The sequence below is a fragment of the Streptomyces sp. NPDC057280 genome (genome assembly GCF_042668605.1).
GTDB lineage: Bacteria > Actinomycetota > Actinomycetes > Streptomycetales > Streptomycetaceae > Streptomyces.
Map to the genome: position 1 here is coordinate 1 of NZ_JBHUYR010000020.1, position 22,039 is coordinate 22,039.

Here is a 22,039-nt window from a genome sequence, read left to right on the forward strand (position 1 = left end):
ACCGGGAACACCCCGGTGACGCACGCCCGCGCTTCCCGCTACACCCCGGCCGTCGCGTAGAAGTGCGCGCGCACCCGCCGCAGCCACGCCTCCACGGCCGCCTCGTCGGGCTGTTCGGGCAGGGCGGGGCGGCTCTCGGCGAACGCCGACTCGTAGTGGGCGAGGAGCGGGCGCGCGGCCGTCGGGTCCGCGGCGACGCGGTCGCCGAAGTCGACGTACTCCTGCGGGTTCTCCAGGCGGATGGTGAGCCGGCCGGTGGTGTACAGCTCCAGGCCCTGGTGGCACAGCCGCTTGAGGTGACGGGCGTGCTTGGCGGTCCGGGCGTCGGCCTCGCGGCCCTCCAGACGGCGGAACTGCTGGGTGGCGTACCCGAGATAGGCGTCCCGGACGCGTTTGGCGCTCAGGAACGCGGTGCGCAGGCCGATGAGTTCGTCGCCGAGCGGGGTGCGGACCTCGTACAACTCCGGGGGCAGCCAGGCGAGTTCCATCGCGGTCGGGTTGCCGCCGAGGGCGAGCCTGCACCACTTCGCGGCCTCGTGCAGGGTCCTGTCCGGGGCGGTGCTGACGTGCGACTCCTTCGGCCGGTGCAGGCCGTGCAGGGCCTCGGTCGGCGCGGCGAACATGCCGAGGCGGTCCACGTCGGAGCCCGCGTGGGCGAGGCCGTAGGCGGTGGAACCGACGATGCCGGACAGCAGGACGTTCGGGACGGGCATGGTCGGTCACCTCTCCTCGGGGCGGGGTCGTGTGGCCTCATTCTGGTGACCTGCGAGGATGCGGTCATCAGATTTTTCGGGGCAGGGGATCCGAGGGGAGTCGGCGCGGTGCTGGTCGGGGTGGGGAAGGCGTGGCGGCGGACGGCTTGCGCGGCCGTGCTGGTGGGCGTGGTGGCGGGCTGCTCCGGGGCCGCGGAGGAGGACGCCGAGCCGTCCGCCAGCCCTTCGGTGAGCGCCTCCGGAAAAGCCGGGAAGGCCGAGAGCGCCGGCACGGTCGGCGGGGCCGGCTCCGCCTGTCTGCTGCCGGTCGGCTTCGGCCTCGCCGCCGAGTGGAAGGCGGACGCCGTCGACGGCTCGACGGCGGACGGCAGCGGCAAGGCGGGCGTCGACGCGGACATGGCGTCCCTGTTGCGCCAGGGGCCGGTCTCGCTGGTGTGCGAGATCGACGCCAAGCCCGCCGGGCACCTCGGCTTCCTCCGGGTCTTCACCGGCGAGCCGGGCGCGGAGGACGGCGACGCCCGGGCCGTGCTGGAGGCTTTCGTCGCCGCCCAGGAGGGGGCGGAGAAGGCGAAGTACAGCACGTTCGAAACGGGCGGCCTGGCCGGTGTCGAGGTCGAGTACCTCGCCACCAGCGAGCTGCTGGACCAGGCGAAGCAGGAGAGCGCCTTCGCCGTCGTCACCCCGGACGGCCCGGTCGTCGTCCACCTCGGCGGCGCGGACACCGAGGAGCACCGGGACATGCTCCCGGCGTTCGAACTGGCGGAGAGGACGCTGCACACCGTCTGAGCCGCCGAACGCGGAAAATTAATATCCGGACAAGGTGCAACCTTTCCAACAACCCGGTTGTCTCATGAGATATCAGGCACATGAATCCCGGGGGACATCATGCGACGCAACAGAACGACATGGGCCACCGTCGCCCTCATGGGTGCGGCACTCGCCGTGGCCACGGGGCCCGCACAGGCCACCACCAGCTGCCCCACCGGCTGGGGCAGCCTCGACAAGAGCCGCGCGGTCGGCACCACGGACTCGGTGACGAACGCCAGGACCGGCCACCACACCTGCTACGACCGGCTCGTCATCGACATACCCGGCGCCGACAAGGCCGAGCTCGGCTACTCCGTCCGGTACGTCAGCCAGGTCCGCCAGGACGGTTCGGGCCGCGTCATCCCGGTGGCGGGCGGAGCGGTCCTGGAAGTGCGGGTGACGGCACCCGCGTACGACATCGACACCGGCTCCCCCACCTATCCCGGCCGCGCCGGCCGCCCGCTCCCCGGCGTGGACCTCGACGGGTACCGCACCTTCCGGGACGCCCGCTTCGTCGGCAGTTTCGAAGGGGACACGCAGTTCGGCCTCGGCGTCCGCGCCCGGCTGCCGTTCCGGGTCCAGCGCGTCGACGACCGGGTCGTGGTGGACGTCGCCCACACCTGGAGGTGAACCGCTGAGGCCTACGCCCCCGTGTAGAAGGCGATCGTCGCCGCGGTCGTGGACTCGACCGTCCCGGCGTCGGCGCCCGACGCGCGGTACGCCGTGCCCCAGGCGTTGCCGGAGATCGTCGCGCACCGCTTGCCCTCGTCGGACAGCTGCCAGGCCACCGACTCCTCCTGGGTCATGGCGCCGCCCGCGAGATGCAGGCCGAGACCGAGGGACATCAGGTCCCAGCCGACTCCGGTGGCGCCCGGGCCGTACTGACCCCAGAACGCGTCCGGTACGACGGCCACGTGCTCCAGCACGAACACGGTCCGCCCGTCGCCCTCGGACGTCAGCCGCACCTCGACCTCGCTGAAGCCCGGGTCGGGCCCGAACAGCCAGCTCACCCGCAGCCGCTCCGGCGCCACGCACTCGAGGATCTCGCCGCCCGCCTGGCCCTCCAGCTGGTAGTAGCCGCCGACCTTGAAGTCCCCGCTGACCGGCAGGAACCAGCGGCTGATCCGCTCAGGAGAGGTGACCGCGTCCCAGACGTCGGCGATGTCGGCGTCGTAGGTGCGCCGCAGCAGGACGGTGCGGGCGTCGCCCGCGTCGACCTTGCGGGTGCCGACCTCCCGGTGCAGCCGCTTGATCTCCTCGACGAAGTCAGTCATCTCCGCTCGTTTCCTCTCTCAGTCTGCGCTCACGCCTGCCGCGCGCGAGCTCCGTCCCCAGCGCGTCGAGGCGCTGCTCCCAGAACCCCCGGAACCGGTCCAGCCAGGCGTCCACCTCCCGGAGGGGCTCGGCCTGGACGGCATACAGCCGTCGCGTTCCCTCGGCCCGCACGGACGCGAATCCGCTCTCCCGCAGCACCCGCAGATGCTGTGAGACGGCCGGTTGGGAGATCCCGAACTCGCTCCGGATCACCGCGCTGACCTCACCCGACGTCCGCTCACCGGTGGCGAGCAGCTCCAATATCCGGCGCCTGACCGGATCTCCCAGTACGTCGAAGGCGTGCACGGTGCCGACTATGCCACGGTCCACTTATATAAGGCAAAACTTAAGTACCAGCAGACTCCCCCGTGATCCCCAGGAGGAGCCCTTCGGCCCGCCGCTGATTCAGGCCGGGGCGCTCACGAACCGGTCCAGCGCCCGGGTCAGTTCCTCCGGTTTCTCGACCGGGAGTTCGTGACCGGCGTCGATGATGCGGACCTCGGCGTCCGGATACGCCTTCGCCATCCGCAGCATCTGCCGTACCGGCAGCTGGATGTCGTGGTAGCCGTGGACCATCAGGGTGGGGACGCTGATCTCGCCGGCCCGGTCCAGGACGTCGAAGGCGCGCATGGCGCCGTACAGCGTCATGACGACCTCGCGCGGGGTGTTCGCCGAGGCCTTCACATAGGCGCGGATCTCGTCGCGCGGATAGCCGGGGGCGAAGGCGCGCTGGATGTTGGCGGCGACGAACAGCTTGAAGGGGACCAGCGTCGAGAAGCCCATCAGCAGGCCCCTGCCCCGGCTGTAGGTCATGCGGCCGATCGAGTTCACCAGCACCAGGCGCTCGACCCGCTCGGGGTGGGCCAGCGTGATGGTCTGCGCGATCATGCCCCCCATCGAGTGGCCGACGAGGACACAGCGCTCGACGCCGAGGTGGTCGAGGAGGGCGAGGACGTCGTCGGCCAGCTCCGCGATCGTGCGCACGCCGGCCCCGCTGCTGTCGCCGTGGCCGCGCAGGTCCAGCCGTACCACCCGGCGCTTCTTCGCGAAGTGGGCGAGCTGGTGGTCCCAGCGGTGCCGGTCGGCCGTCCAGCCGTGCACGAACACCAGGGGCACGCCCTCGCCGTCGTGGGGGCCCTCGTCGTCGTACGTCAGCGCTGCGCCGTCGACTTCGAGCTGCGGCATGGCGGCCTCCCTGCGGTCCCGTGGGTTACTGACCGGTACGGTAGCCGCCCACGGGGTCGGCGTCACCGTGCCGTGGGCCACTGCGTCCCCACCGGGTCCGCCCACGCTGCGGCGCCCGGCCGGAAGAACCGTGCCGGGCGCCGCCGTGAACCGGGGTCAGCCGCCGTTCAGCCGCGCACGCAGGAGTCCCTTGCCGATCTCCGCGCCCTTGCGGCTGTCCGCCTGGGCCTTGCGGAAGAGGTCCGCGACCTCGCTGTCCTTCTCCCGTTCGGCGTCCTGGATGTACGACTCCAGGCGCAGTGCGTTGCTGAGGCATGCCTCGACGTACCAGATGAGGTTGTAGTCCTTGTCCGGCGTTCCGGTCACGCCGCCGGTCTCCGTGCTGCTGGTCATGAGGGCCTCCTCCAGCGGTTTGTCGTTCCGGGACCGGCCGGGTACCCGTTCCGCGCGGCTCAATCGGCTTCCGCACAGGTCTGTCAGCCGACGTCCCACAGGAACCGGTGCGTGTGGATGCCGAAGTAGGGGAAGGAACGGACCTCGCGGACCCCTTCGACGGCGCGAACGACGTCGTTGACGAAGTCCAGCAGGTCCCGCGGGCCCGGGGTGACGACCTCGACGAACAGATCGAAGCCACCGGAGGTGAGCACCGAGTAGACGACCTCGGCCCGGCCGGCGAGTTCGTCGGCGACGGCACGGGGGTCGCCGTCCACGCCGATGCCCAGCAGGGCCATGGCCTGCCCGCCCATGGCCATCGGGTCGGTGACCCCGACGACCTGGACGGCCTTGGAGTCCAGCAGGCGCTGCAGGCGCTGGCGGGCTGCGGACGCCGAGAGGCCGACCCTCGGGCCGAGGTCGGCGTAGGCGATACGGCCGTCGGTCTGCAGTTCGCGCAGGATGGCCCGGTCGATCTCGTCCATGCCGTCAGTCCGCCAGCTCGGTGAGGGCGGCGGCGAAGACCTCGGTGTGGGTGTCGACGTCACGCTCGGTGGTGTCGGGGCACATCAGCGCCATGTTGTGGAAGGGCGTCAGGAGGATGCCCCGGTTGGCGAGGTGGAGATGGAGGAAGTCCTCGAGCTCCTCGTCGCCGGCCGCCGCGGACTCGGTGCCGGTGCGGGGCGCGGGCGAGGCGAAGCGGTACTCGGTGCGGGCGCCGAGCCTGCTCACCGACCAGGGCAGGGCGTGGGCGTCGATGCCAGCGCGGACGCCCGCCTCGAAGCGTTCGGACAGCTTGGTCATGTGGGCGAACGCGTCGTCGGTGAGGACGTGTTCGAGGGTGGCGCGCATCGCCGCGACCGAGAGGGCGTTCCCGGCCAGGGTGCCGCCGACGCCGCCCATGTCGACGAGGTCGAGGTCGGCGCGGCCGAGCAGCCGGTCGGCGAGTTCGGCGGCCAGGCCGTAGGCGCCGGCGGGGATGCCGCCGCCGATCGCCTTGCCGACCGTGAGGAGGTCGGGCTCCAGGTCCCAGGCGGCCGTGCAGCCGCCGGGTCCGGCGGAGAGGGTGTGCGTCTCGTCGTTGATGAGCAGCGTGCCGTGACGGCGGGTCAGCTCCCGGACGCCCGCCAGGTATCCGGGCTCCGGCAGGACGATGCCGATGTTGGTGAGGGCGGGCTCCATGAGGACGGCGGCCACGTCGCCGTGGGCGAGTTCGCGCTCCAGCTGCTCCAGGTCGTTGAACTCGGCGACCCGGCTGGTGAGGGTGACGTCGCAGGGTGCGCCCACGTTGCCGGGGCGGGCCGTGCCCTCGCCGTCGGGTCCGACGACGATGAGGGACTCGTCGACGCTGCCGTGGTAGCTGTAGCTGTTCACCAGGATCTTCGGGCGGCCGGTGACGGCCCGGGCCAGCCGGATCGCCCACCGGTTGGCGTCCGTCGCGGTGAGCGAGAAGCTCCAGCGGGCCAGCCCGAAGCGGCGGGTCAGCTCGGCGCCGACCCATTCGGCGTCCTCGGTGGGCAGCATCGCGGTCGCCCCGCCGAGTTCGGCGAACCGCCGCTGGACGGCTTCGGCCACCGGGGCGGGCGAGTGTCCGGCCATGGCGCCGGTGTCGCCGAGGCAGAAGTCGACGTACTCATGGCCGTCGATGTCGGTGACCCGGGCGCCCCGGGCGCTGTCCAGGTAGCGCGGGAAGGGGCCGGCCGTCTTGTTCATCCAGGTCATCGGAACGCGCCCGAAGAGGTGCCCGGCGCGCGCGTAGGCCTCCCGGGACCGCGGACAGCGCCGCTCGGCCTCGGCCCTCTCACGAGCCAGGAGATGCTGAAGGCGGGTGCGGTCCATGGTTACCCCGGGCGGTGAGTGCCGACTGATCGACGGCAGCGTACGGCTGAAAACGTACGGATCTCAAGAGATGAGAGCTGATTCGATTGTCGTCACGATCGATTCGATCGCCGACGATGCCGCCCGCGCCCTTCGGGCGCTTTCCCGACCTGAAACGACTACAGGGGCGCGACCGGTCCCCCGTTCCGGTCGTGCCCCTGCGGCTCGATGAACTTACGTGAATGACGGCGCGGTTGTGAATCGCGTTCATGCCAGATGGGCCACCCAGGGCACTCACTTGTGCACAGGTGAGTCCGAATAGCGCGCTTTCTCACGAAGATTGACGCTCGGTCACCCGGGGAGCCGAGGCGGTGGGACGTCGCCGGTCGCCAGATGGGCGAGGACCACCTCGTACAGGTCGCTGCCGCCCGCGAGAAGCTGACGTTGCAGCACGGGTTCCGCGCTGCGCACATGGTCGCGCACGGTCTGGGCGTGCACGCCGAGGGCCTGTGCGGTCCGTTCGGAGTTCCCGCCGGCGGCGATCCAGGTGCGCAGGGTGCGGCGCAGGTCACGGGCGTCCGGGGCGAGGCGTCCGACGAGATCGTGCGCCCAGGTGCGCAGCGCGGGCCCGGACAGCACCTCCCCGAGCCCGGCGGGCGCCGCCCGTTCCGCCGCGGGGACTGCGGGCGCCGGCTCCCGGCCCACCTGGGTGTTCAGTGCCAGGTGGACGACGGCCCGGGCGGCGAGGTCGGAGAAGGACACACCGAGCAGGCCCTCGACCCGCTCCATCCGGGCGCGCACGGTGTTGCGGCTGACGCCGAGGACCTTGGCCGCGTTCACCGCGGTGAACTCCAGGCCGAGCCGTGTGGTGGCGAGGAGTTCGGCCCGGGTGTGGTGCGCCAGCGCGTCCAGGGGGCGCAGCAGGTGGGCCGCCCAGGCCTGCAAGAGAGCGGGGTCCATCAGGCGTTCGGGGTGGGTGCGCTCGGCGTAGACCGCCGCGTGGTCCGGCCGGAAGTGGGCCACCGCGAGGGCGCTGACGGCCTGTCCGTAGGCGGTGGCGGTGCGGGCGAGGCTCTGCCGGGTGCTGCCGCCCAGGAAGGTGCCGGGGCGCCGGTCGATCACGGCCCGCAGTTCACGGGCGGCGACCTCGCCGGGGGTGACGACGATGACGTGCTGGTCCATCGCCGGGCAGCTCACGACGAGGGCCCGCTCGGCGGTGACGTGCAGGCACTCGTCCAGCAGCCGGTCGCGTTCCCCGGCGGCGCTCTCGACGACGTAGACGCTGGCCGAGTCGGTGTCGAGCAGTCCCGGCCAGAGCCCGGCGGCCACCCGGCGGGCCGAGACGATGTCCTCGACCATCAGCAGCTGAAGGATCGCCAGCCGCAGATCGGCCGTGGCCCGTCGCAGCCGGTGTCCCGCCGCGGTGGACTCACGGGCCCTGAGCAGGAGTTCGACGACCTGGGCGGTGTGCGTCACCATGTCGGCGGCCCGCCGGTCGAAGGGGACGTCACGGGAGACCGCAAGCACACCCGCCGCGGCCGAGCGGGGCTGTCCCACCCTGACCAGGCGCTGGTGACGCCCCTCGCCCTCCCAGGCGGCGGAGGCGATCCGGCCCGTGACGACGTCGGTGACCAGGGCCTCGTCGAGCGGCATCGGGGTGCCGGCGAGGAGGTTCCCGGTGTCGTCCTGGAGCACGGCCGCCCCCCGCACGCCGTCCGCGAGCCAGTCCACGACCCGCCGGACGTCCCGCCCGGCCGGCCGCAGGTGCTCCAGCAGTTCCCGCGCCCACGGCACCTCGGAGTGCGCCCCGCGCACGCCGTTCTCACTGCCCGCCACGTCGCCCTTCTCCTCGTCGCTCGCGTCGGCCTCGCCCTGCCGGTCACGGGACCGTACCTCACACCCGGGCGAGGGTCTTCCCGCCCGACAGGGCGGTACGAGGGGCCGAACGCCGCTGCGAGGGACCGAACCCGGCGGCGGTGCCGTCCCCGTTCTCCTGCGCGGCGGGCACCCCGCACACGGCATAAGCTCGGCGGATGGCGAAGTACTTCGACGTGCACCCCGACAACCCGCAGCCGCGCACCGTCTCCCAGGTCGCGGACAGCATCCGGGCCGGGGCACTCATCGCGTATCCGACGGACTCCTGCTACGCGCTCGGCTGCAAGCTGGGCAGCCGGGACGGCATCGAGCGGATCCGCACGATCCGCCGGCTGGACGACCGGCACCACTTCACCCTCGTGTGCCAGGACTTCGCACAGCTGGGCCAGTTCGTACGGGTGGACAACGACGTGTTCCGGGCCATCAAGGCCTCGACGCCGGGCAGTTACACCTTCATCCTGCCGGCGACCCGGGAGGTGCCGCGCATGCTGCAGCATCCGAAGAAGAAGACGGTCGGCGTCCGCATCCCCGACCACGTGGTCACCCAGGCACTGCTGGCCGAGCTCGGCGAGCCGCTGCTGTCCAGCACCCTGCTCCTGCCGGACGAGGACGAGCCGATGACGCAGGGCTGGGAGATCAAGGACCGCCTCGACCATGTGCTGGACGCGGTGGTCGACTCGGGCGAGTGCGGCACCGAGCCGACGACCGTCATCGACTTCTCCGACGGCGAGGCGGAGATCGTACGGCGGGGAGCGGGTGACACCTCACGGTTCGAGTGAGGAGAGGCCGGGGCGAGGAGGGCCCGGGGCGAGGGGCACCGGGCACCGGGCACCGGGCGAGGGGGCCTAGCACGCCACTTGCATGGTGCGTGAAACGATATTCACGGCCCGACCCCGCCGGGCCGGCGAGCTGCTCGCCGCCACATGCACAGAGAGGCACCCCCATGACCTCCGTACAGGGAACCGCCGTGGACGTCCCCACCGCGGACGGCGTCGCCGACGCCTATCTGGCCCGCCCCGACGACGGGCTTCCCCACCCGGGCGTCCTGCTCTACCAGGACGCCTTCGGACTGCGCCCGCACCTGAGGTCGATGGCCGACCGGCTGGCCGGCGAGGGGTACACGGTCCTGGTGCCCAACGTCTTCTACCGGCACGGCCGTTCCCCCGTCTTCGACCTGCCCGAGTTCATCGACACCGACGCCCGGCCCGACCTGTGGAACGCGATCGGCCCGGTCATGCAGTCCCTCACCCCCGAGCTCGCGATGCGGGACGCCGGCTCGTACCTGGCCTGGCTGGCCGAGAGCCCGTTCGTGGCCGACGGCCCGGTGGCGCTGACCGGCTACTGCATGGGCGCCCGGCTCGTGCTGCTGACCGCGGGCACCTACCCGGACCGGGTGGCGGCCGCGGCCGGTTTCCACGGCGGCCGTCTCGCCACCGACGCCCCGGACAGCCCGCACCTGGTCGCCGATCACGTCACCGCCGAGCTGTACTTCGGGCACGCCGACGAGGACGCCTCGATGCCCCCGGAGCAGATCCGGCTCCTGGAAGAGACCCTGACCGCGGCGGGCGTCCGGCACCGCAGCGAGGTCTATCCCGGCGCGCACCACGGTTACACGCAGGCCGACACGTCGGCGTACCACCGCGAGGCTGCCGAGCGGCACTGGGCGGCGCTGCTGGACCTGCTGAAGCGGACGTTCTGAGGGAACACCCGAGGGGCGGCGCCCACGCCACAGGCGGGCGCCGCCCCGACGCATCGACGATGCGTATTCCGTCGACTTCATTGACATGCCCGCGTCGCAGCGCAACGCTGAGAGCGCTCTCAGAACAGGTACGGACCAATCCCGTCCCTCCCCCTATCCCCCACGGAGGTGGAGAGTGCTCGGACGACTCAGGCACCGACTCCTCGCCGCAGCAGGGTCGGCCGCTCTGCTCGGCACGCTGCTCACGCTCGGCTCCCCGTCCACCGCGAGCGGCGCCGTACCCGCCACGATCCCGCTCAAGGTGACGAACAACTCCGGCCGCGGCGACGCGGTCTACGTCTACAACCTCGGCACCAACCTGGCCACCGGCCAACAGGGCTGGGCGGACGCGAACGGAACGTTCCACGCCTGGCCCGCCGGCGGCAACCCGCCCACCCCCGCGCCGGACGCCTCGATAGCCGGCCCGGCGGCGGGACAGTCGAAGACGATCCGCATCCCCAAGTTCTCGGGCCGCATCTACTTCTCGTACGGCCAGAAGCTCGACTTCCGCCTCACCACCGGCGGCCTCGTGCAGCCGGCGGTGCAGAACCCGAGCGACCCGAACCGCAACATCCTCTTCAACTGGTCGGAGTACACGCTCAACGACTCGGGGCTGTGGCTCAACAGCACCCAGGTCGACATGTTCTCCGCGCCCTACGCGGTCGGCGTCCAGCGCGCCGACGGCAGCACGGTCAGCACCGGGCGCCTCAAGTCCGGTGGCTACAACGCCGTCTTCAGCGCTCTGCGCGCCCAGTCGGGCGGCTGGGGAGGCCTGGTCCAGACCCGCGCCGACGGCACGGTGCTGCGCGCCCTCTCCCCCACGTACGGCCTGGAGACCGGAGCCTTGCCGGCCTCCGTCCTCGACGACTACATCAACCGCGTCTGGCAGAAGTACGCTACGTCGACCCTCACCGTGACCCCGTTCGCCGACCAGCCGAACACGAAGTACTACGGCCGGGTCTCCGGCGGCGTCATGAACTTCACCAACGCCTCCGGCGCGGTCGTCACCAGCTTCCAGAAGCCGGACGCCAGCAGCGTCTTCGGCTGCCACAAGCTCCTCGACGCCCCGAACGACGCCGTCCGCGGCCCGATCTCGCGCACCCTGTGCGCGGGCTTCAACCGCTCGACCCTGCTGACCAACCCCAACCAGCCGGACACCTCGTCCGCGGCCTTCTACCAGGACCCGGTGACCAACCACTACGCCCGCGTCATCCACGACCGGATGGCGGACGGCAAGGCGTACGCGTTCGCCTTCGACGACGTCGGCCAGCACGAGTCCCTGGTCCACGACGGCAACCCGCTCCAGGCGTATCTGACCCTGGACCCGTTGAGCTGAGCGCCCCGGCCGTCGACCCCCCTCCTCCAACCTGCCCGACCGGGCACCAACTCGGCTGATTTGCACTAAAGTTTCCCTGTCACATCGGGGGATGGGGGTCACCAATGGACGTGTCCGGCGCCGTACCCGGCGAGCCGACACTGCCCTTCTGGGTTTCGTACGACGAGGAGTCCGACCCTGACGGCGAGGACTCGATGGGGCTCTTCGGCAACCGTCAGGAGGCGGTGCTGCGCGGCGTACCGTTGGGTGTGCTGCGCAAGAACCTCGCCGACGCCGTCGACGCCCTTCAGGGCCTCTTCGCCGAGGTCGCGGCACGGGGCGGGCCGCTTCCCCTGCGCGAGGCCCAGCTGTCCGTCCAGGTGACGGCGGCCGGCGGAGTGCAGTTCGTGGGCAGCGCGCAGGTGCAGAGCAGTCGCGGCATCGTCCTCGTGTTCCGGCAGTGACCGGGCTCCGGTCATGGGGCACCATCGCGCGCTGCTCATCGGCGCCAGCGACTACGAGATGCGTGGCGTCCAGCCGCTGCCCTTCATCCCCGGCGATCTCACCCGGCTCGGCGCGGTACTCACCGGACACGGGTTCGCCGACGTCCAGGTGCTCGCCCGGCGCCCCGGCGGCAAACAGATCTCCGCGAACTACATCAACGCGCGGGTCATCGGCTTCTTGCGCCGGGTGCGGCCTGGCGACACCGCGTTCATCCTGCTGAGCGGTCACGGAGTGCACGCCCGCGGCCAGGACTTCCTGGTGCCGGAGGACATCGACGAGGACGTGCACCCCTTCGAGTCGGGGTGCGTACCCATCGACTGGCGGCGGCACCTCGACGAGACCCCGGCCGATCATGTCGTGTTCCTCATCGACGCCTGTCGTGAGGGCATCGAACAGGACTCCATGAGCGTGGCCGGCGTCAGGGAGTGGGGGCGCCAGCAGATCAGCGCGGCGCTGCGCCGGAAGGTGGCCTACCTGTACGGCTGCTCCCCGGCCCAGCTGTCACTGTTCGTCCGCCCGCACGAACAGGTGCGGGATGGCCACGACCATGGCACGCGCCCGGGGGAATCCTTCAGCATCTTCTCGCGGTCGATCTCCGACGTGGTGGCCGCCCACCCGCACGGGCGGCCGCTCGCTCTCGCCGAGTTCCGCGACGCCGTGCAGGACCGCGTCACAGAACTGCACCGCGCCTACGGCAAGAAGGGCGACCCCCAACTGTTGCGCATCGTCTCCGATATTCCCACGCACGACTTCTTCTTCCTGCCCCGTCCCGGCACCGCTCCGCCCCCGCACCAGATCCCCTCGCCTTGGCCGGGCCGCGACACCGCGGCGATGAGCATCGTCGCGATGCCTCAGGTGGCGCCCGCCCCGTCCGCTCCCGCTTTTGGCCCTCCGCCGACCATGCCGTCGCCTCCACCGGGCGGGAGGTGGCAGTTCCGGTGGCCACGAGGCCGGCACTGGACGCGCCGCAGGAAACTGATCGCGGCCCTGACCGGGGTGTGTCTGACGGCGTTGGGCGGCGGGCTGTTCGGCATCTACCAGTGGACGCAGACCCAGTACTACGTGGGCAATGCCGGCGATCACGTGGCGTTGTACCAGGGCATCAACGACACCGTCGCTGGTATAGGCAAGGGAAGGATCGACACGGATCATCCGGAGATCGAGCTGAAGTACCTGCCTCCGTACCAACAGAAGCTCGTCCAGAACACGATCGCCGTCGACAGCCGCTCGGAGGCCCAGGCAAAAGTCAGAGAACTCGCCGTCCAGGCCTCCGCGTGCAAGAAGAACGCGCAAAACGAGGCCGCCGGGGGCACCAAGGTCACGCTGACCGAGGCGGAACAGGAGGTCGTCGCATCATGCGGAACCTCGTAACCACCGCGGAGATCAGACAGGTGCACAGTGGATACATGAACGCAGACGACAGCAACATTCTGGCCCGGGGCCGCGTGGCCACCCGGTTGCCGGCGCAGGATTTGGACCGGGCGCGGCGGTTCTACTCCGAGGTGCTCGGCCTGGAGCCGGTCGACGAGCGGCCGGGGGGTCTGCTGTACCGATGCGGCGGGACGGAGTTCGCCGTCTTCGGTTCGACGGGGGCCGCGCCCGGCACGTTCACCCAGATGGGCTGGGAGGTCGACGACCTCGACACCGTCGTCGCACAACTCCGGGAGCGGGGTGTGACGTTCGAGGAGGTCGACGTGCCGGGTCTGCGGACGAAGGACGGGATCGCCGACATCGACGGGAACTACCCGAGCAAGGGTGCCCGAGGGGAACGCGCCGCGTGGTTCCGGGACAGCGAGGGCAATCTGCTGGGCATCGGGCAACCGGTGGTGTGAGCGCGGCACCCCGTCCGGGTCGGGTCCGCCTCACGCTCCGCGCCGCACCCCGTCGGGCACGGGTCCGCCTCACCCTCCGCGCGGCACCCCGTCGGGCACGGGTCCGCCTCACCCTCCGCGCGGCACCCCGCCGGGCACGGGTCCGCCTCACTCTCCGCGCCGCAGGAATTCACGGGCCCCGCGCAGTCTCGTCCGCAGGGTGCGCTGCGTGCGTCCGCTGTCCAGGCGGACGTCCAGCGCGCCCGGGGTGTGCACGTCTGCGCGTCGTCCGGCGGGCAACCGCGCCGCGTCCAGTCCGTCCCGGGCGGCGATCAGGACGCCGAGCTCGTGGCGGCTCACCGCGTCGGGGCCGCCCAGGTGGCACACGCCCGTGTGATCGGTGGCGGCCAGCTCCAGCAGCGCGGCCGCGAGGTCGGCGACATGGACCGGGCAACGGATGACATCGGTGAACAGCACACCGTCGCGCCGTGCCCCGGCCAGCTCGTGGACGAAGTCCTCGTGCGGCGAGCCTCCGTCGCCGAGGATGAGTGAGGTGCGGGCGATGACCGCGCCGGGGGCGAGCAGCCGGATCGCCGTCTCCGCGGCGGCCTTCGCGGCACCGTACGGCGTGACCGGATCCGGCGTGGCGGACTCGTCGTAGCGGACGTCGGAGCCGGAGAACACGGCGTCACTGGAGACGTGCACCAGCCGGGAGCACGCTCCGGCCGCCACCGCCAACCGGACCGGACCGTCGGCCGTCGCGCCCCAGTCCCCTTTGCGATAAGCCGCGTTGACGACGACATCCGGCCGCACCTCCTCGACCACCGCCTCGCTCTCGCCGGCCCGCCGCAGATCCAGTGGCTGCCACCGCACCCCGGGCAGGCTCCCCGCGCGGCTGGCGAAGGTCGCCGTCACGGCATGGCCGGCAGCCGTCGCCTGCCGGGCCACCTCGCGCCCCAGGAAGCCACTGCCGCCGACGATCAGGATCCTCATGATCGGCCAGGTTAGGGCTGCGCCCCACCCCGCGTCCCAACGAGCCGGAAAACAGGGGCGACCGGTCGGCAGCCGCACTGCAGAATGCCGTCATGACCACGGAGTTCAGCGGCGTGATCGAGTGCAGACCCCTGGCCCGCATCTGGGGCGTGGAGGACGAGGACGCGGTGTGGCAGGCCGCGATCGACCTCGATCTTCTCAACACCGGCAATGCCTACGACGCCCTGGCCTGCCTCTTCGGCGTCCGCAACTCCTTCGGGTTCCGGCCGCTCGCCGAGGGACGCGGCCTGCCCGAGGACGCCTCCCGGCAACTGCGGAAGCGGTTCGCCGACTGGGGCGGGCCGGACTCAGCCTGGGGAACGACCTGGATCACCTGGGCCGAGTTGCGGACCGCCGACTGGGACGAGACCGACGGGTCGGGCAGGAAAAGCCGCCGTGCCGTCGCCGGCGCCGCGACGCACTGGGCGCCGGTGTGGGACGTGATGCGGACCCTCGGCGAAGTGCACGGGGCGGAACATGTGCGGCTGGTGGTCTGGTTCGACTGACGTCCCGGCCTGCCTCGCTCCGGCGAAAGTCGTTCATGGCTCAATTTCGCTCCCGCGTGACCGAAGTGAACACGTGGTGGTCCAGAGTCCGATGGTTACTTCCGGTAATGCTTGCTTTACGCGGTCCTTACGGCGTAGACCTTGCCCCAGCACTAGCGGTGGCTCTGGGGGGAGTTGGCGTATGGAAGGCACCGTCGACGGATTCCGCTACGGCGCGGTGACGCCGGTCGCGGCGTATGTGATGGCGTGTCTGGGCGGGGCCCTGGGGCTGCGCTGCATCGTGCGGTCGCTGCTCAACACCGAGTCGTGGAAGCCCGGTTGGCTGGCGCTCGGTGCCGCCTCGATCGGGTGCGGCATCTGGACGATGCACTTCATCGCGATGATCGGCTTCCAGGTCGAGGAGACCCGGATCCGCTACGACACGGGCCTCACCCTCCTCAGTCTGGCCGTGGCGATCGTCGTGGTCGGCGTCGGCGTGTTCATCGTCGGCTATCGCGGCGCCGGCACCGCCAATCTGGCCTTCGCGGGCATCGTCACCGGGCTCGGCGTCGCGGCCATGCACTACCTGGGCATGTACGCCATGCGCCTCAACGGCGCCATCGACTATGACGCGTTCACCGTCGTCCTCTCCGTCGTGATCGCGGTCGTCGCCGCCACCGCGGCCCTCTGGGCGGCCGTCACCATCCGTGGTTTCCTGACCAGCCTCGGCGCCAGTCTCGTCATGGGCGTGGCCGTCTCGGGCATGCACTACACGGCGATGGCCGCCGTCAGCGTCCATGTGCACGGCACGACGGGCGGTTCCTGGGCCGGCGCCTCGGCGTCCTCGCTGCTGCTGCCGATGCTGGTGGGGCCGGTCATCTTCCTCGTCCTGGCCGGTGTGGTCGTGATGTTCGACCCGCTGCTGGTGCTGGGTGACGGGGACTGGAGCCGCCCGACCGCTCGCCAGAAGCCCGTCGTGCCACCCGCCGAGGAAGCGCCCGCGCCGACGCACAGCTCCCTCTTCGAGGCCCCCGCCGTCCCCTCAAGGGCCCGCCCGCACCCGTACGACACCCCGCAGCGCGCCGGCGAGTGGTGACTGCGGCTCCGACAGCCGGCTCCAACAGCCCACCGCGCCGCGCCCGTTCACCGGCGTGAGTCCCCGCCGACCGGCCTCCCCAGGATGGTTGTTACGGTGCACCGGTGTCTGACTCCTCACGCGATACCGCCGCGGGCGCCGGCTGGGGTGCCGCCGAACGCGGCGCCTACACGCGCCTGATGCCGACCCGGGTCGAGAAGATCTCGTGGCTGGACCCCAGGATGCTGTGGGCGGCCCGCAACGGCGTCCTGGCCTCCTGGTTCGGCGACCCGACGGGCCGCACCCGCAGCCGCTGGGTCGCCCAGCGCGCCGCGGCCGGCGCCCCCGCGGACAAGGTGATCCGGCGTGACGACCCGGACCGCTTCTCCTTCATGGTCATCGGCGACACCGGCGAGGGAGACGCGCCCCAATACTCCGTCGTGCCGGGCTTCTTGAAGGTCGGTCAGGACAGCAGGTTCACCGTCCTCGCCAGCGACGTGATCTACCCGGTCGGCAGCGCCGACGACTACGGCACCAAGTTCTTCCGCCCGTACCAGGACTACCGGGCGCCCATCTACGCGATACCCGGCAACCACGACTGGTACGAGGACCTCGGCGGGTTCATGCGCGTCTTCTGCGACGACGCCCCGCCGCTCGCCCCCGAACCCGCCCCGCGCCCCCTGACCCGCGCCTGGCTGCGCTCCCTGCTCTGGCACCGCCCGCGCCGCCACGACGGCCAACGCCTGGACGAGGTGCGGAAGTTGCGGTCCGCCCCGGCCCAACAGGCCGTCCAGCCGGGCCCGTACTGGGCGATCGACGCCGGCCCGGTGCGGATCATAGGCATCGACACCGGACTGCTCGGCACCCTCGACGCCGAACAGGGCGCCTGGCTACGCGAGGTGTCCCAGGGACCGCGCCCGAAGATCCTGGTCACCGGCTCACCCCTGTACGTGGACGGCGAGCACCACCCCTGCCCCATCGACGGCGGCGGCACGGTCGACGACCTCGTCCGCGACCCCGCGCACCACTACGTCGCGGCGATAGGCGGCGACATCCACAACTACCAGCGCTACCCGGTCGACGTGGACGGCCGCACCATCCAGTACGTCGTCTCGGGCGGCGGCGGTGCCTTCATGCACGCCACCCACACCATCCCCCGGGTCGACATCGCGGGCGTCACCGAGGACACCTTCCGCTGCTATCCCCTGCGCGGCGACTCCCTGGCCTTCTACAGCAGGCTCTACGGCCGCCGGCTGCGGCTGCGCCGCTTCTTCACCCTCACAGCCGCCGAGGCGGCGGCCGTCGTCGGGGAGCGATTGCAGATCCGGCCGGGGCGCACCCCGGGACCGGAGGCCCGCATCACCCGCCGCACCCGGCTGGTCGCCGGGCTGCTGGGCACCGGCCGCCGCCCCGACAAGGCGAAGCGGTTCCGGCTTCCCGTGCGCAAGATCTACACCCAGCTGTTCTCGCCGAGCTCGGCCACCTACAGCCCGCCGTTCTTCAAGTGCTTCCTGCGCCTGGACGTCACCCCGGACTCCGTCACGCTGCGCTGCCACGCCGCGACCGGGAACCTCGCCCAGGAGCTCGACCCGCCGGTCGAGGACGAGGTCACCATCGCCCTGACCTGACGGGAACACCACGGGGCGGGCCCGAGTTGGCACAGTCGTACGACGTTGATCCATGACCCGTGGAGGGGCCCGTGCCACCCACCTCTCGTCCCCTGCGCAAGCTGGGCTTCCTCACCATCGGACTGTTCGACGAGGCCGACCCTCGCCGCGGCCACGAGTCCACGCTGGAGATCATCGAGCTGGGCGAGCGGCTCGGGTTCGACAGCGCCTGGCTGCGCCACCGGCACCTCCAGTACGGCATCTCGTCCCCGGTCGCCGTCCTGGCCGCCGCCTCGCAGCGCACCCGCCGCATCGAGCTGGGCACGGCGGTCATCCCTCTCGGCTGGGAGAACCCGCTGCGGCTGGCCGAGGACCTGGCGACGGTGGACCTGCTGTCCGGGGGCCGGGTCAACCCGGGCGTGAGCGTGGGCCCGCCGATGCACTACGACCAGGTCAAGGAGGCCCTCTACCCGGACACGGCCGACGCGGAGGACTTCTCCTACGAACGCGTCCGGCGACTGCTGGACTTCGTGCGCGGCAAGTCCGCGACCGACTTCAGCGGCGTCGAGGGCTTCGAGGTGTTCTCCGACCGGGTGCAGCCGCAGTCCCCCGGCCTCGGCAGCCGTCTCTGGTACGGCGGCGGCAGCCTCGGCTCGGCGCGCTGGGCCGGTGAGCACGGCATGAACTTCCTCACCAGCAGCGTCGTCAAGGCCGAACACCCCGAGGAGACGACAGACTTCGCCGAGATCCAGCTCTCCCACATCCGCGCCTTCCGGGCCGCCCACCCCGACGGCGACGCCGCCCGCGTCTCCCAGGGGCTCGTCGTCATCCCGACCGACTCGGCCTCACCCGCACAGCGCGCGAAGTACGAGGAGTACGCCGCCAAGCGCACCCCCCGCACCACGTCACCGCAGGGCCCGGCCCGGCTGATGTTCGCACCGGACATCGTCGGCACCTCGCAGGAGATCGCCGAGCGGCTGCACGCGCACGCCGCGTTCCGGGAGATCGACGAGGTCGCGTTCGCGCTGCCGTTCACCTTCGAGCACGAGGACTACGTCCAGATCCTCACCGACATGGCGACCCACCTGGGCCCCGCGCTCGGCTGGCAGCCGGCCGGCTGACACAGGCTCTCACCACCGCCCCACCTCGGTCCCCACGACCGCCTCCGAAGGCCTTCCGTCCACGCCCACCGGCACGTCCCCGGCCAGCATCACCCGGTGCATGGTCCGGGGAAAGCCGAGGTGGGCGTTGTCGCTCGGCGCCAGATGGATGGTGGCCCGGTTGTCCCAGAACGCCACGCTGCCGGGCTCCCAGCGGAAGCGGACCGTGTACTCGGGCCGTACCGCCTGCTCCAGCAGCATGTCCAGCAGGGCCCGGCTCTCCGCCCTGGAGACGTCGGCGAGCTGCTCGACGTAGTAGCCGTTGACGTACAGGATCCGCTCCCCCGTCTCCGGATGGACGCGGACCAGCGGATGCAGTGTGGCGACCTGGTGGTCCAGGAGATGGCGGACGTAGGCGTCGTCGCCGGGGCGGGGCTGGTAGCCGACGCCGAGCCGGTGCTCGGCGCGCAGTCCGTCCACGAACTCCCGCACGGGCGCGGAGAGTCCGGCGTAGGCGGCGGCCAGGTTGGACCAGGTGGTGTCGCCGCCGTAGGGCGGGACGGTCTCGGCGCGCAGGATCGTCGCGGCCGGCGGGTCGACACGGGCGCCGTGGTCGCAGTGCCAGCCGCGCAGCAGGGTGTGCCGGCGGCGTTGCAGCCACTCGTCGTGCTCCATGCCGAACTTGCCGCCCAGCTCCAGCCGATCGGCGGTCGTCTCGACCTCGGGGAAGTCCGGCGGCGAGGCGCTGCCCCGCTTGCGCAGCACGACCGGTTCGCCGAACCGGCGGGCGAACGCCACATGCGCCGCGTGGTCCAGCTTCTGGTCCCGGAAGAACACCACCTTCCACCGCAGTACGGCCGCACGGATCGCGGCGACCACGGTGTCGTCGAGCTCTCCGGCCAGGTCGACGCCCCTGATCTCGGCGCCGATGTGTCCGGCGACCGGTTGCACCTCGACCCCTGACACACCCTCCGCCGCCGTCGCGTCCCTGTCCGCATTCGTCGTCATGCCGAAGATCGTGTCAGCGATCACCGGCCCTGGCGACTGTGCCTGCCGAGGATCTCCTCGACCAGGTCGGACACGGATCGCCCGGTCGTGTCGACGCGGCACAGCCCGGCCGCGTCGACGGACTCGACCATCAGCTGCTGGAAGCGCCGTGCGCGGGCGAGGAACCGGTCCACGAGGTGCTGCTCCTCGGCACCTGCCTCCGCGTACCGCGCCGACGCGTGCATCCGCTCGGCCAGGACCTCGTCGTCCGCGGTGAACCAGACGGCCTCGGTGTGCGGGGCGCCGAGCGCGGCGACCCGGCTGGGCCAGAGCGCGGAGCCTTCGAGTACCAGGCCCGGCCCCTCGCCCTCGGCGTGCGTGGTGATGAGCTCCTCGATGCGCGGCCACAGCCGGGCGTAGTGGTCGAGCACCGAATCGATCAGCTCGTCGACGCCGAGGGTGCCGTAGTGCTCGGCGACATGCGGGGGCACCTCCCGGTCCGGCGTCCGCCAGGGCCGGCCCGGATGCCGGGCCAGCAGATCCGTAGGGCGGTACGTGAACCCGAGCCGCTCGGCGGCGGCCCGGGCCACGGTCGACTTGCCGGTGTGGGAGGTTCCCCCGATCAGCAGTACACGCATCGCACCGACCTTAGAGGAGCTCACACGGCGAACTCCCGGATCACGGTGTTCCGGAACACCGCCGTCCCGTCGATCGTGAACAGCGCGAGCCCGGTGTCGACCAGATACGGGAACGCCTCCGACGAGTGCACGTACCGCCCGTCATCCACGAACATCTCGACGGACGTCCGGTCGACCAGGATGCGCAGCCGGGCCGTGCGGGCGGAGCGGTCGAAGGGGCTGTGGCTCTCCTGCCACCTCCCGGAGGTGTCGGGGTTGACGGTGTTGCGGCGGTTGAGGAACGCGTAGTCGCCGTAGACGCCCGCGTCGATGTGCCGGCCCCCGTCGGCGGAGCGGCGCAGCTGGAAGCCGGCGCCGGTCAGGGACTCCCAGGTCACCTCGGTGGTCACCTCGTAGGAGATGCCCCGGTAGTCGAGGAGGCGGGTGCCGGACACCGAGAGGTCGCCGAGGTCGATCGTGCGCGAGACGTGGTCGTCCAGGGCGGCGACCGGGCGTGAGGCCAGGTAGTAGGTGCCGTTCGAGGCCCGCTTCAGGGTGATCTCGCGGACGATCGAGTCCGTCCCGTTGAAGCCGTCGCAGTCGATGGTGGGGGTCGTGTTGGCGTAGTCCCAGTTGTTCAGCCAGCCGATCGCGTAGCGGGCGTGCTGGTCGAGGGTGCCGTTCACGGCCCGCTTCTCGAAGGTGACCGCCCCGTACCAGTCCCAGCCGTGGTCGAGCCACTGCGGGTCGCTCGCGTCGGGGGTGAAGGCGGTGCCGTCGAAGGACCCGGTCCAGTAGGCGTACGTGTTGGGCAGCCCGGCCCCCTTGCCGTTGGCGCTCACGCCCAGCACCCACTTCACGGTGCCGTCCGAGGCCGTGATGCGGAACAGGTCCGGGCACTCCAGGACGCCGATGCCGTCCTTGACGAACCCGCCCGCGTACGTCCAGGACTTGAGGTCCGCCGAGTGGTAGAAGCCGACCTTGGTGTTCTCGGCGAGGGCCATCACCCAGCGGCCGCGTTCCTCGTCGCGGATCACCTTGGGGTCGCGGAAGTCGCGTACGCCGGGGTTGGGGAGCACCGGGGCGGTGCCGTGGTTGCGGAACGTGCGGCCGCCGTCGGTGGAGTAGTACAGGAACTGCTCCTGGTGGTCGGTGCCCCCGCCGGGCGACATCGTGACCAGGACGACCACCGCGCCCGCGCCGAAGCCCGCGGTGTTCTCGGTGTCGACGACCGCCGAGCCCGACCACACGTCACCGTTGACGGTGGTGTCCTTCGGGACGGCGATCCCCCGGTCGGTGAAGGAGACCAGGTCCCTGCTGGTGGCCAGCCGCCAGGCGGTGCCCGCCTCGGTGCCGGCGGTGAGGTAGTCCGGGTTGTAGAGGTAGTAGTAGTGGTACTCGCCGTCGATCCACACCGGCCGCTGGGGGTCGTTCTTCCACTGGTCAGGGACCGTGAAGTGGTAGGCGGCGCGATAACTGGCGCACGTCCCGGCCGACTTGGGCTTCGCCGCGGCCGGTGACGCCGGCAGCAGCGCACCCGCCGCACCGGCCGCCGATCCCGCGAAGAGCGCTCTTCTGGAAAGGCTGGAAAGTCTCATGGCCACAGGACTGTGCGGCCTAACAC

24 protein-coding genes are annotated in these 22,039 nt (G+C 71.4%); 12 read left to right on the forward strand and 12 right to left on the reverse strand.

Annotated features, from left to right (window positions below):
* Positions 1 to 38: 38 nt before the first annotated feature.
* Positions 39 to 713, reverse strand: coding sequence for a DNA polymerase beta superfamily protein (locus ACFUO4_RS45205; RefSeq protein ID WP_383497023.1), 675 nt, complete (start codon positions 711 to 713; stop codon positions 39 to 41).
* Between the two features lie 108 nt (positions 714 to 821).
* Between ACFUO4_RS45205 and ACFUO4_RS45210 the strand changes: the two genes are divergently transcribed.
* On the forward strand, positions 822 to 1,499 hold the full coding sequence (locus ACFUO4_RS45210) for a lipoprotein (RefSeq protein ID WP_383497026.1): 678 nt from the start codon (positions 822 to 824) through the stop codon (positions 1,497 to 1,499).
* Positions 1,500 to 1,598: 99 nt separating this feature from the next.
* Positions 1,599 to 2,150 carry a hypothetical protein gene (locus ACFUO4_RS45215; protein WP_383497029.1) on the forward strand — a complete coding sequence of 184 codons (552 nt, stop codon included), beginning with the start codon at positions 1,599 to 1,601 and terminating at the stop codon, positions 2,148 to 2,150.
* A gap of 11 nt (positions 2,151 to 2,161) precedes the next feature.
* Here ACFUO4_RS45215 and ACFUO4_RS45220 read toward each other — a convergent pair whose 3' ends face one another.
* The 7 genes from ACFUO4_RS45220 to ACFUO4_RS45250 form a co-directional block, all read right to left on the reverse strand.
* A complete protein-coding gene (locus ACFUO4_RS45220; RefSeq protein WP_383497032.1) occupies positions 2,162 to 2,794 on the reverse strand; it encodes an SRPBCC family protein in 633 nt (210 codons plus the stop codon).
* Entirely contained in the window at positions 2,787 to 3,140 is a 354-nt protein-coding gene (locus ACFUO4_RS45225) for an ArsR/SmtB family transcription factor (RefSeq protein ID WP_383497176.1), read from the reverse strand. Before ACFUO4_RS45225 ends, ACFUO4_RS45220 begins: the two co-directional genes overlap by 8 nt.
* 99 nt (positions 3,141 to 3,239) lie before the next feature.
* The gene (locus ACFUO4_RS45230; protein ID WP_383497035.1) at positions 3,240 to 4,019 is read right to left on the reverse strand and encodes an alpha/beta fold hydrolase; all 780 of its coding nucleotides are present in this window, start codon (positions 4,017 to 4,019) and stop codon (positions 3,240 to 3,242) included.
* Positions 4,020 to 4,175: 156 nt separating this feature from the next.
* Positions 4,176 to 4,412, reverse strand: coding sequence for a hypothetical protein (locus ACFUO4_RS45235; protein WP_383497038.1), 237 nt, complete (start codon positions 4,410 to 4,412; stop codon positions 4,176 to 4,178).
* Between the two features lie 83 nt (positions 4,413 to 4,495).
* Positions 4,496 to 4,936, reverse strand: coding sequence for an Lrp/AsnC family transcriptional regulator (locus tag ACFUO4_RS45240; protein ID WP_383497041.1), 441 nt, complete (start codon positions 4,934 to 4,936; stop codon positions 4,496 to 4,498).
* A 4-nt stretch (positions 4,937 to 4,940) separates the two neighbouring features.
* Positions 4,941 to 6,290: a transaminase gene (locus tag ACFUO4_RS45245; protein WP_383497043.1), complete on the reverse strand. Its 1,350-nt coding sequence runs from the start codon at positions 6,288 to 6,290 to the stop codon at positions 4,941 to 4,943.
* A 330-nt stretch (positions 6,291 to 6,620) separates the two neighbouring features.
* Positions 6,621 to 8,105 carry a helix-turn-helix domain-containing protein gene (locus ACFUO4_RS45250; protein ID WP_383497046.1) on the reverse strand — a complete coding sequence of 495 codons (1,485 nt, stop codon included), beginning with the start codon at positions 8,103 to 8,105 and terminating at the stop codon, positions 6,621 to 6,623.
* A gap of 197 nt (positions 8,106 to 8,302) precedes the next feature.
* On the opposite strand from ACFUO4_RS45250, the gene ACFUO4_RS45255 reads away from it, so the two are divergent.
* The 6 genes from ACFUO4_RS45255 to ACFUO4_RS45280 all read left to right on the forward strand — a co-directional run bounded on the left by ACFUO4_RS45255 (position 8,303) and on the right by ACFUO4_RS45280 (position 13,533).
* Positions 8,303 to 8,923, forward strand: a complete 621-nt coding sequence (locus tag ACFUO4_RS45255; RefSeq protein ID WP_194079075.1) for an L-threonylcarbamoyladenylate synthase — start codon at positions 8,303 to 8,305, stop codon at positions 8,921 to 8,923.
* 164 nt (positions 8,924 to 9,087) lie between these two features.
* Positions 9,088 to 9,843 carry a dienelactone hydrolase family protein gene (locus ACFUO4_RS45260; protein ID WP_383497051.1) on the forward strand — a complete coding sequence of 252 codons (756 nt, stop codon included), beginning with the start codon at positions 9,088 to 9,090 and terminating at the stop codon, positions 9,841 to 9,843.
* A gap of 175 nt (positions 9,844 to 10,018) precedes the next feature.
* The gene (locus ACFUO4_RS45265; RefSeq protein ID WP_383497054.1) at positions 10,019 to 11,218 is read left to right on the forward strand and encodes a glycoside hydrolase family 64 protein; all 1,200 of its coding nucleotides are present in this window, start codon (positions 10,019 to 10,021) and stop codon (positions 11,216 to 11,218) included.
* Positions 11,219 to 11,322: 104 nt separating this feature from the next.
* Positions 11,323 to 11,661, forward strand: coding sequence for a hypothetical protein (locus ACFUO4_RS45270; RefSeq protein ID WP_383497057.1), 339 nt, complete (start codon positions 11,323 to 11,325; stop codon positions 11,659 to 11,661).
* Positions 11,662 to 11,674: 13 nt separating this feature from the next.
* Entirely contained in the window at positions 11,675 to 13,072 is a 1,398-nt protein-coding gene (locus ACFUO4_RS45275; RefSeq protein WP_383497060.1) for a caspase domain-containing protein, read from the forward strand.
* Positions 13,073 to 13,107: 35 nt separating this feature from the next.
* Complete coding sequence (locus ACFUO4_RS45280) at positions 13,108 to 13,533, forward strand: VOC family protein (protein WP_383497063.1); 426 nt, start codon at positions 13,108 to 13,110, stop codon at positions 13,531 to 13,533.
* Positions 13,534 to 13,680: 147 nt separating this feature from the next.
* On the opposite strand, the gene ACFUO4_RS45285 is transcribed toward ACFUO4_RS45280, so the two are convergent.
* Positions 13,681 to 14,505 (reverse strand): SDR family oxidoreductase, encoded by an 825-nt coding sequence (locus ACFUO4_RS45285; protein WP_383497066.1) that lies wholly within the window; start codon positions 14,503 to 14,505, stop codon positions 13,681 to 13,683.
* A 92-nt stretch (positions 14,506 to 14,597) separates the two neighbouring features.
* Here ACFUO4_RS45285 and ACFUO4_RS45290 point away from each other — a divergent pair, with 92 nt between their 5' ends.
* The 4 genes from ACFUO4_RS45290 (at position 14,598) to ACFUO4_RS45305 (ending at position 18,832) form a co-directional block, all read left to right on the forward strand.
* Positions 14,598 to 15,050 (forward strand): hypothetical protein, encoded by a 453-nt coding sequence (locus tag ACFUO4_RS45290; RefSeq protein ID WP_383497069.1) that lies wholly within the window; start codon positions 14,598 to 14,600, stop codon positions 15,048 to 15,050.
* Positions 15,051 to 15,231: 181 nt separating this feature from the next.
* A complete protein-coding gene (locus ACFUO4_RS45295; protein WP_383497072.1) occupies positions 15,232 to 16,125 on the forward strand; it encodes an MHYT domain-containing protein in 894 nt (297 codons plus the stop codon).
* A 104-nt stretch (positions 16,126 to 16,229) separates the two neighbouring features.
* Positions 16,230 to 17,732 carry a metallophosphoesterase family protein gene (locus tag ACFUO4_RS45300; protein WP_383497075.1) on the forward strand — a complete coding sequence of 501 codons (1,503 nt, stop codon included), beginning with the start codon at positions 16,230 to 16,232 and terminating at the stop codon, positions 17,730 to 17,732.
* A gap of 71 nt (positions 17,733 to 17,803) precedes the next feature.
* A complete protein-coding gene (locus ACFUO4_RS45305; RefSeq protein ID WP_383497078.1) occupies positions 17,804 to 18,832 on the forward strand; it encodes an LLM class flavin-dependent oxidoreductase in 1,029 nt (342 codons plus the stop codon).
* Positions 18,833 to 18,841: 9 nt separating this feature from the next.
* Here ACFUO4_RS45305 and ACFUO4_RS45310 read toward each other — a convergent pair whose 3' ends face one another.
* Genes ACFUO4_RS45310 through ACFUO4_RS45320 form a run of 3 tightly spaced genes read right to left on the reverse strand, consistent with a single transcriptional unit; the run spans position 18,842 to position 22,013 of the window.
* Complete coding sequence (locus ACFUO4_RS45310) at positions 18,842 to 19,819, reverse strand: TauD/TfdA dioxygenase family protein (RefSeq protein ID WP_383497081.1); 978 nt, start codon at positions 19,817 to 19,819, stop codon at positions 18,842 to 18,844.
* Positions 19,820 to 19,839: 20 nt separating this feature from the next.
* Positions 19,840 to 20,436: a hypothetical protein gene (locus ACFUO4_RS45315; protein WP_383497083.1), complete on the reverse strand. Its 597-nt coding sequence runs from the start codon at positions 20,434 to 20,436 to the stop codon at positions 19,840 to 19,842.
* A 20-nt stretch (positions 20,437 to 20,456) separates the two neighbouring features.
* The gene (locus ACFUO4_RS45320) at positions 20,457 to 22,013 is read right to left on the reverse strand and encodes a glycoside hydrolase family 32 protein (protein ID WP_383497086.1); all 1,557 of its coding nucleotides are present in this window, start codon (positions 22,011 to 22,013) and stop codon (positions 20,457 to 20,459) included.
* Between the last annotated feature and the right edge of the window lie 26 nt (positions 22,014 to 22,039).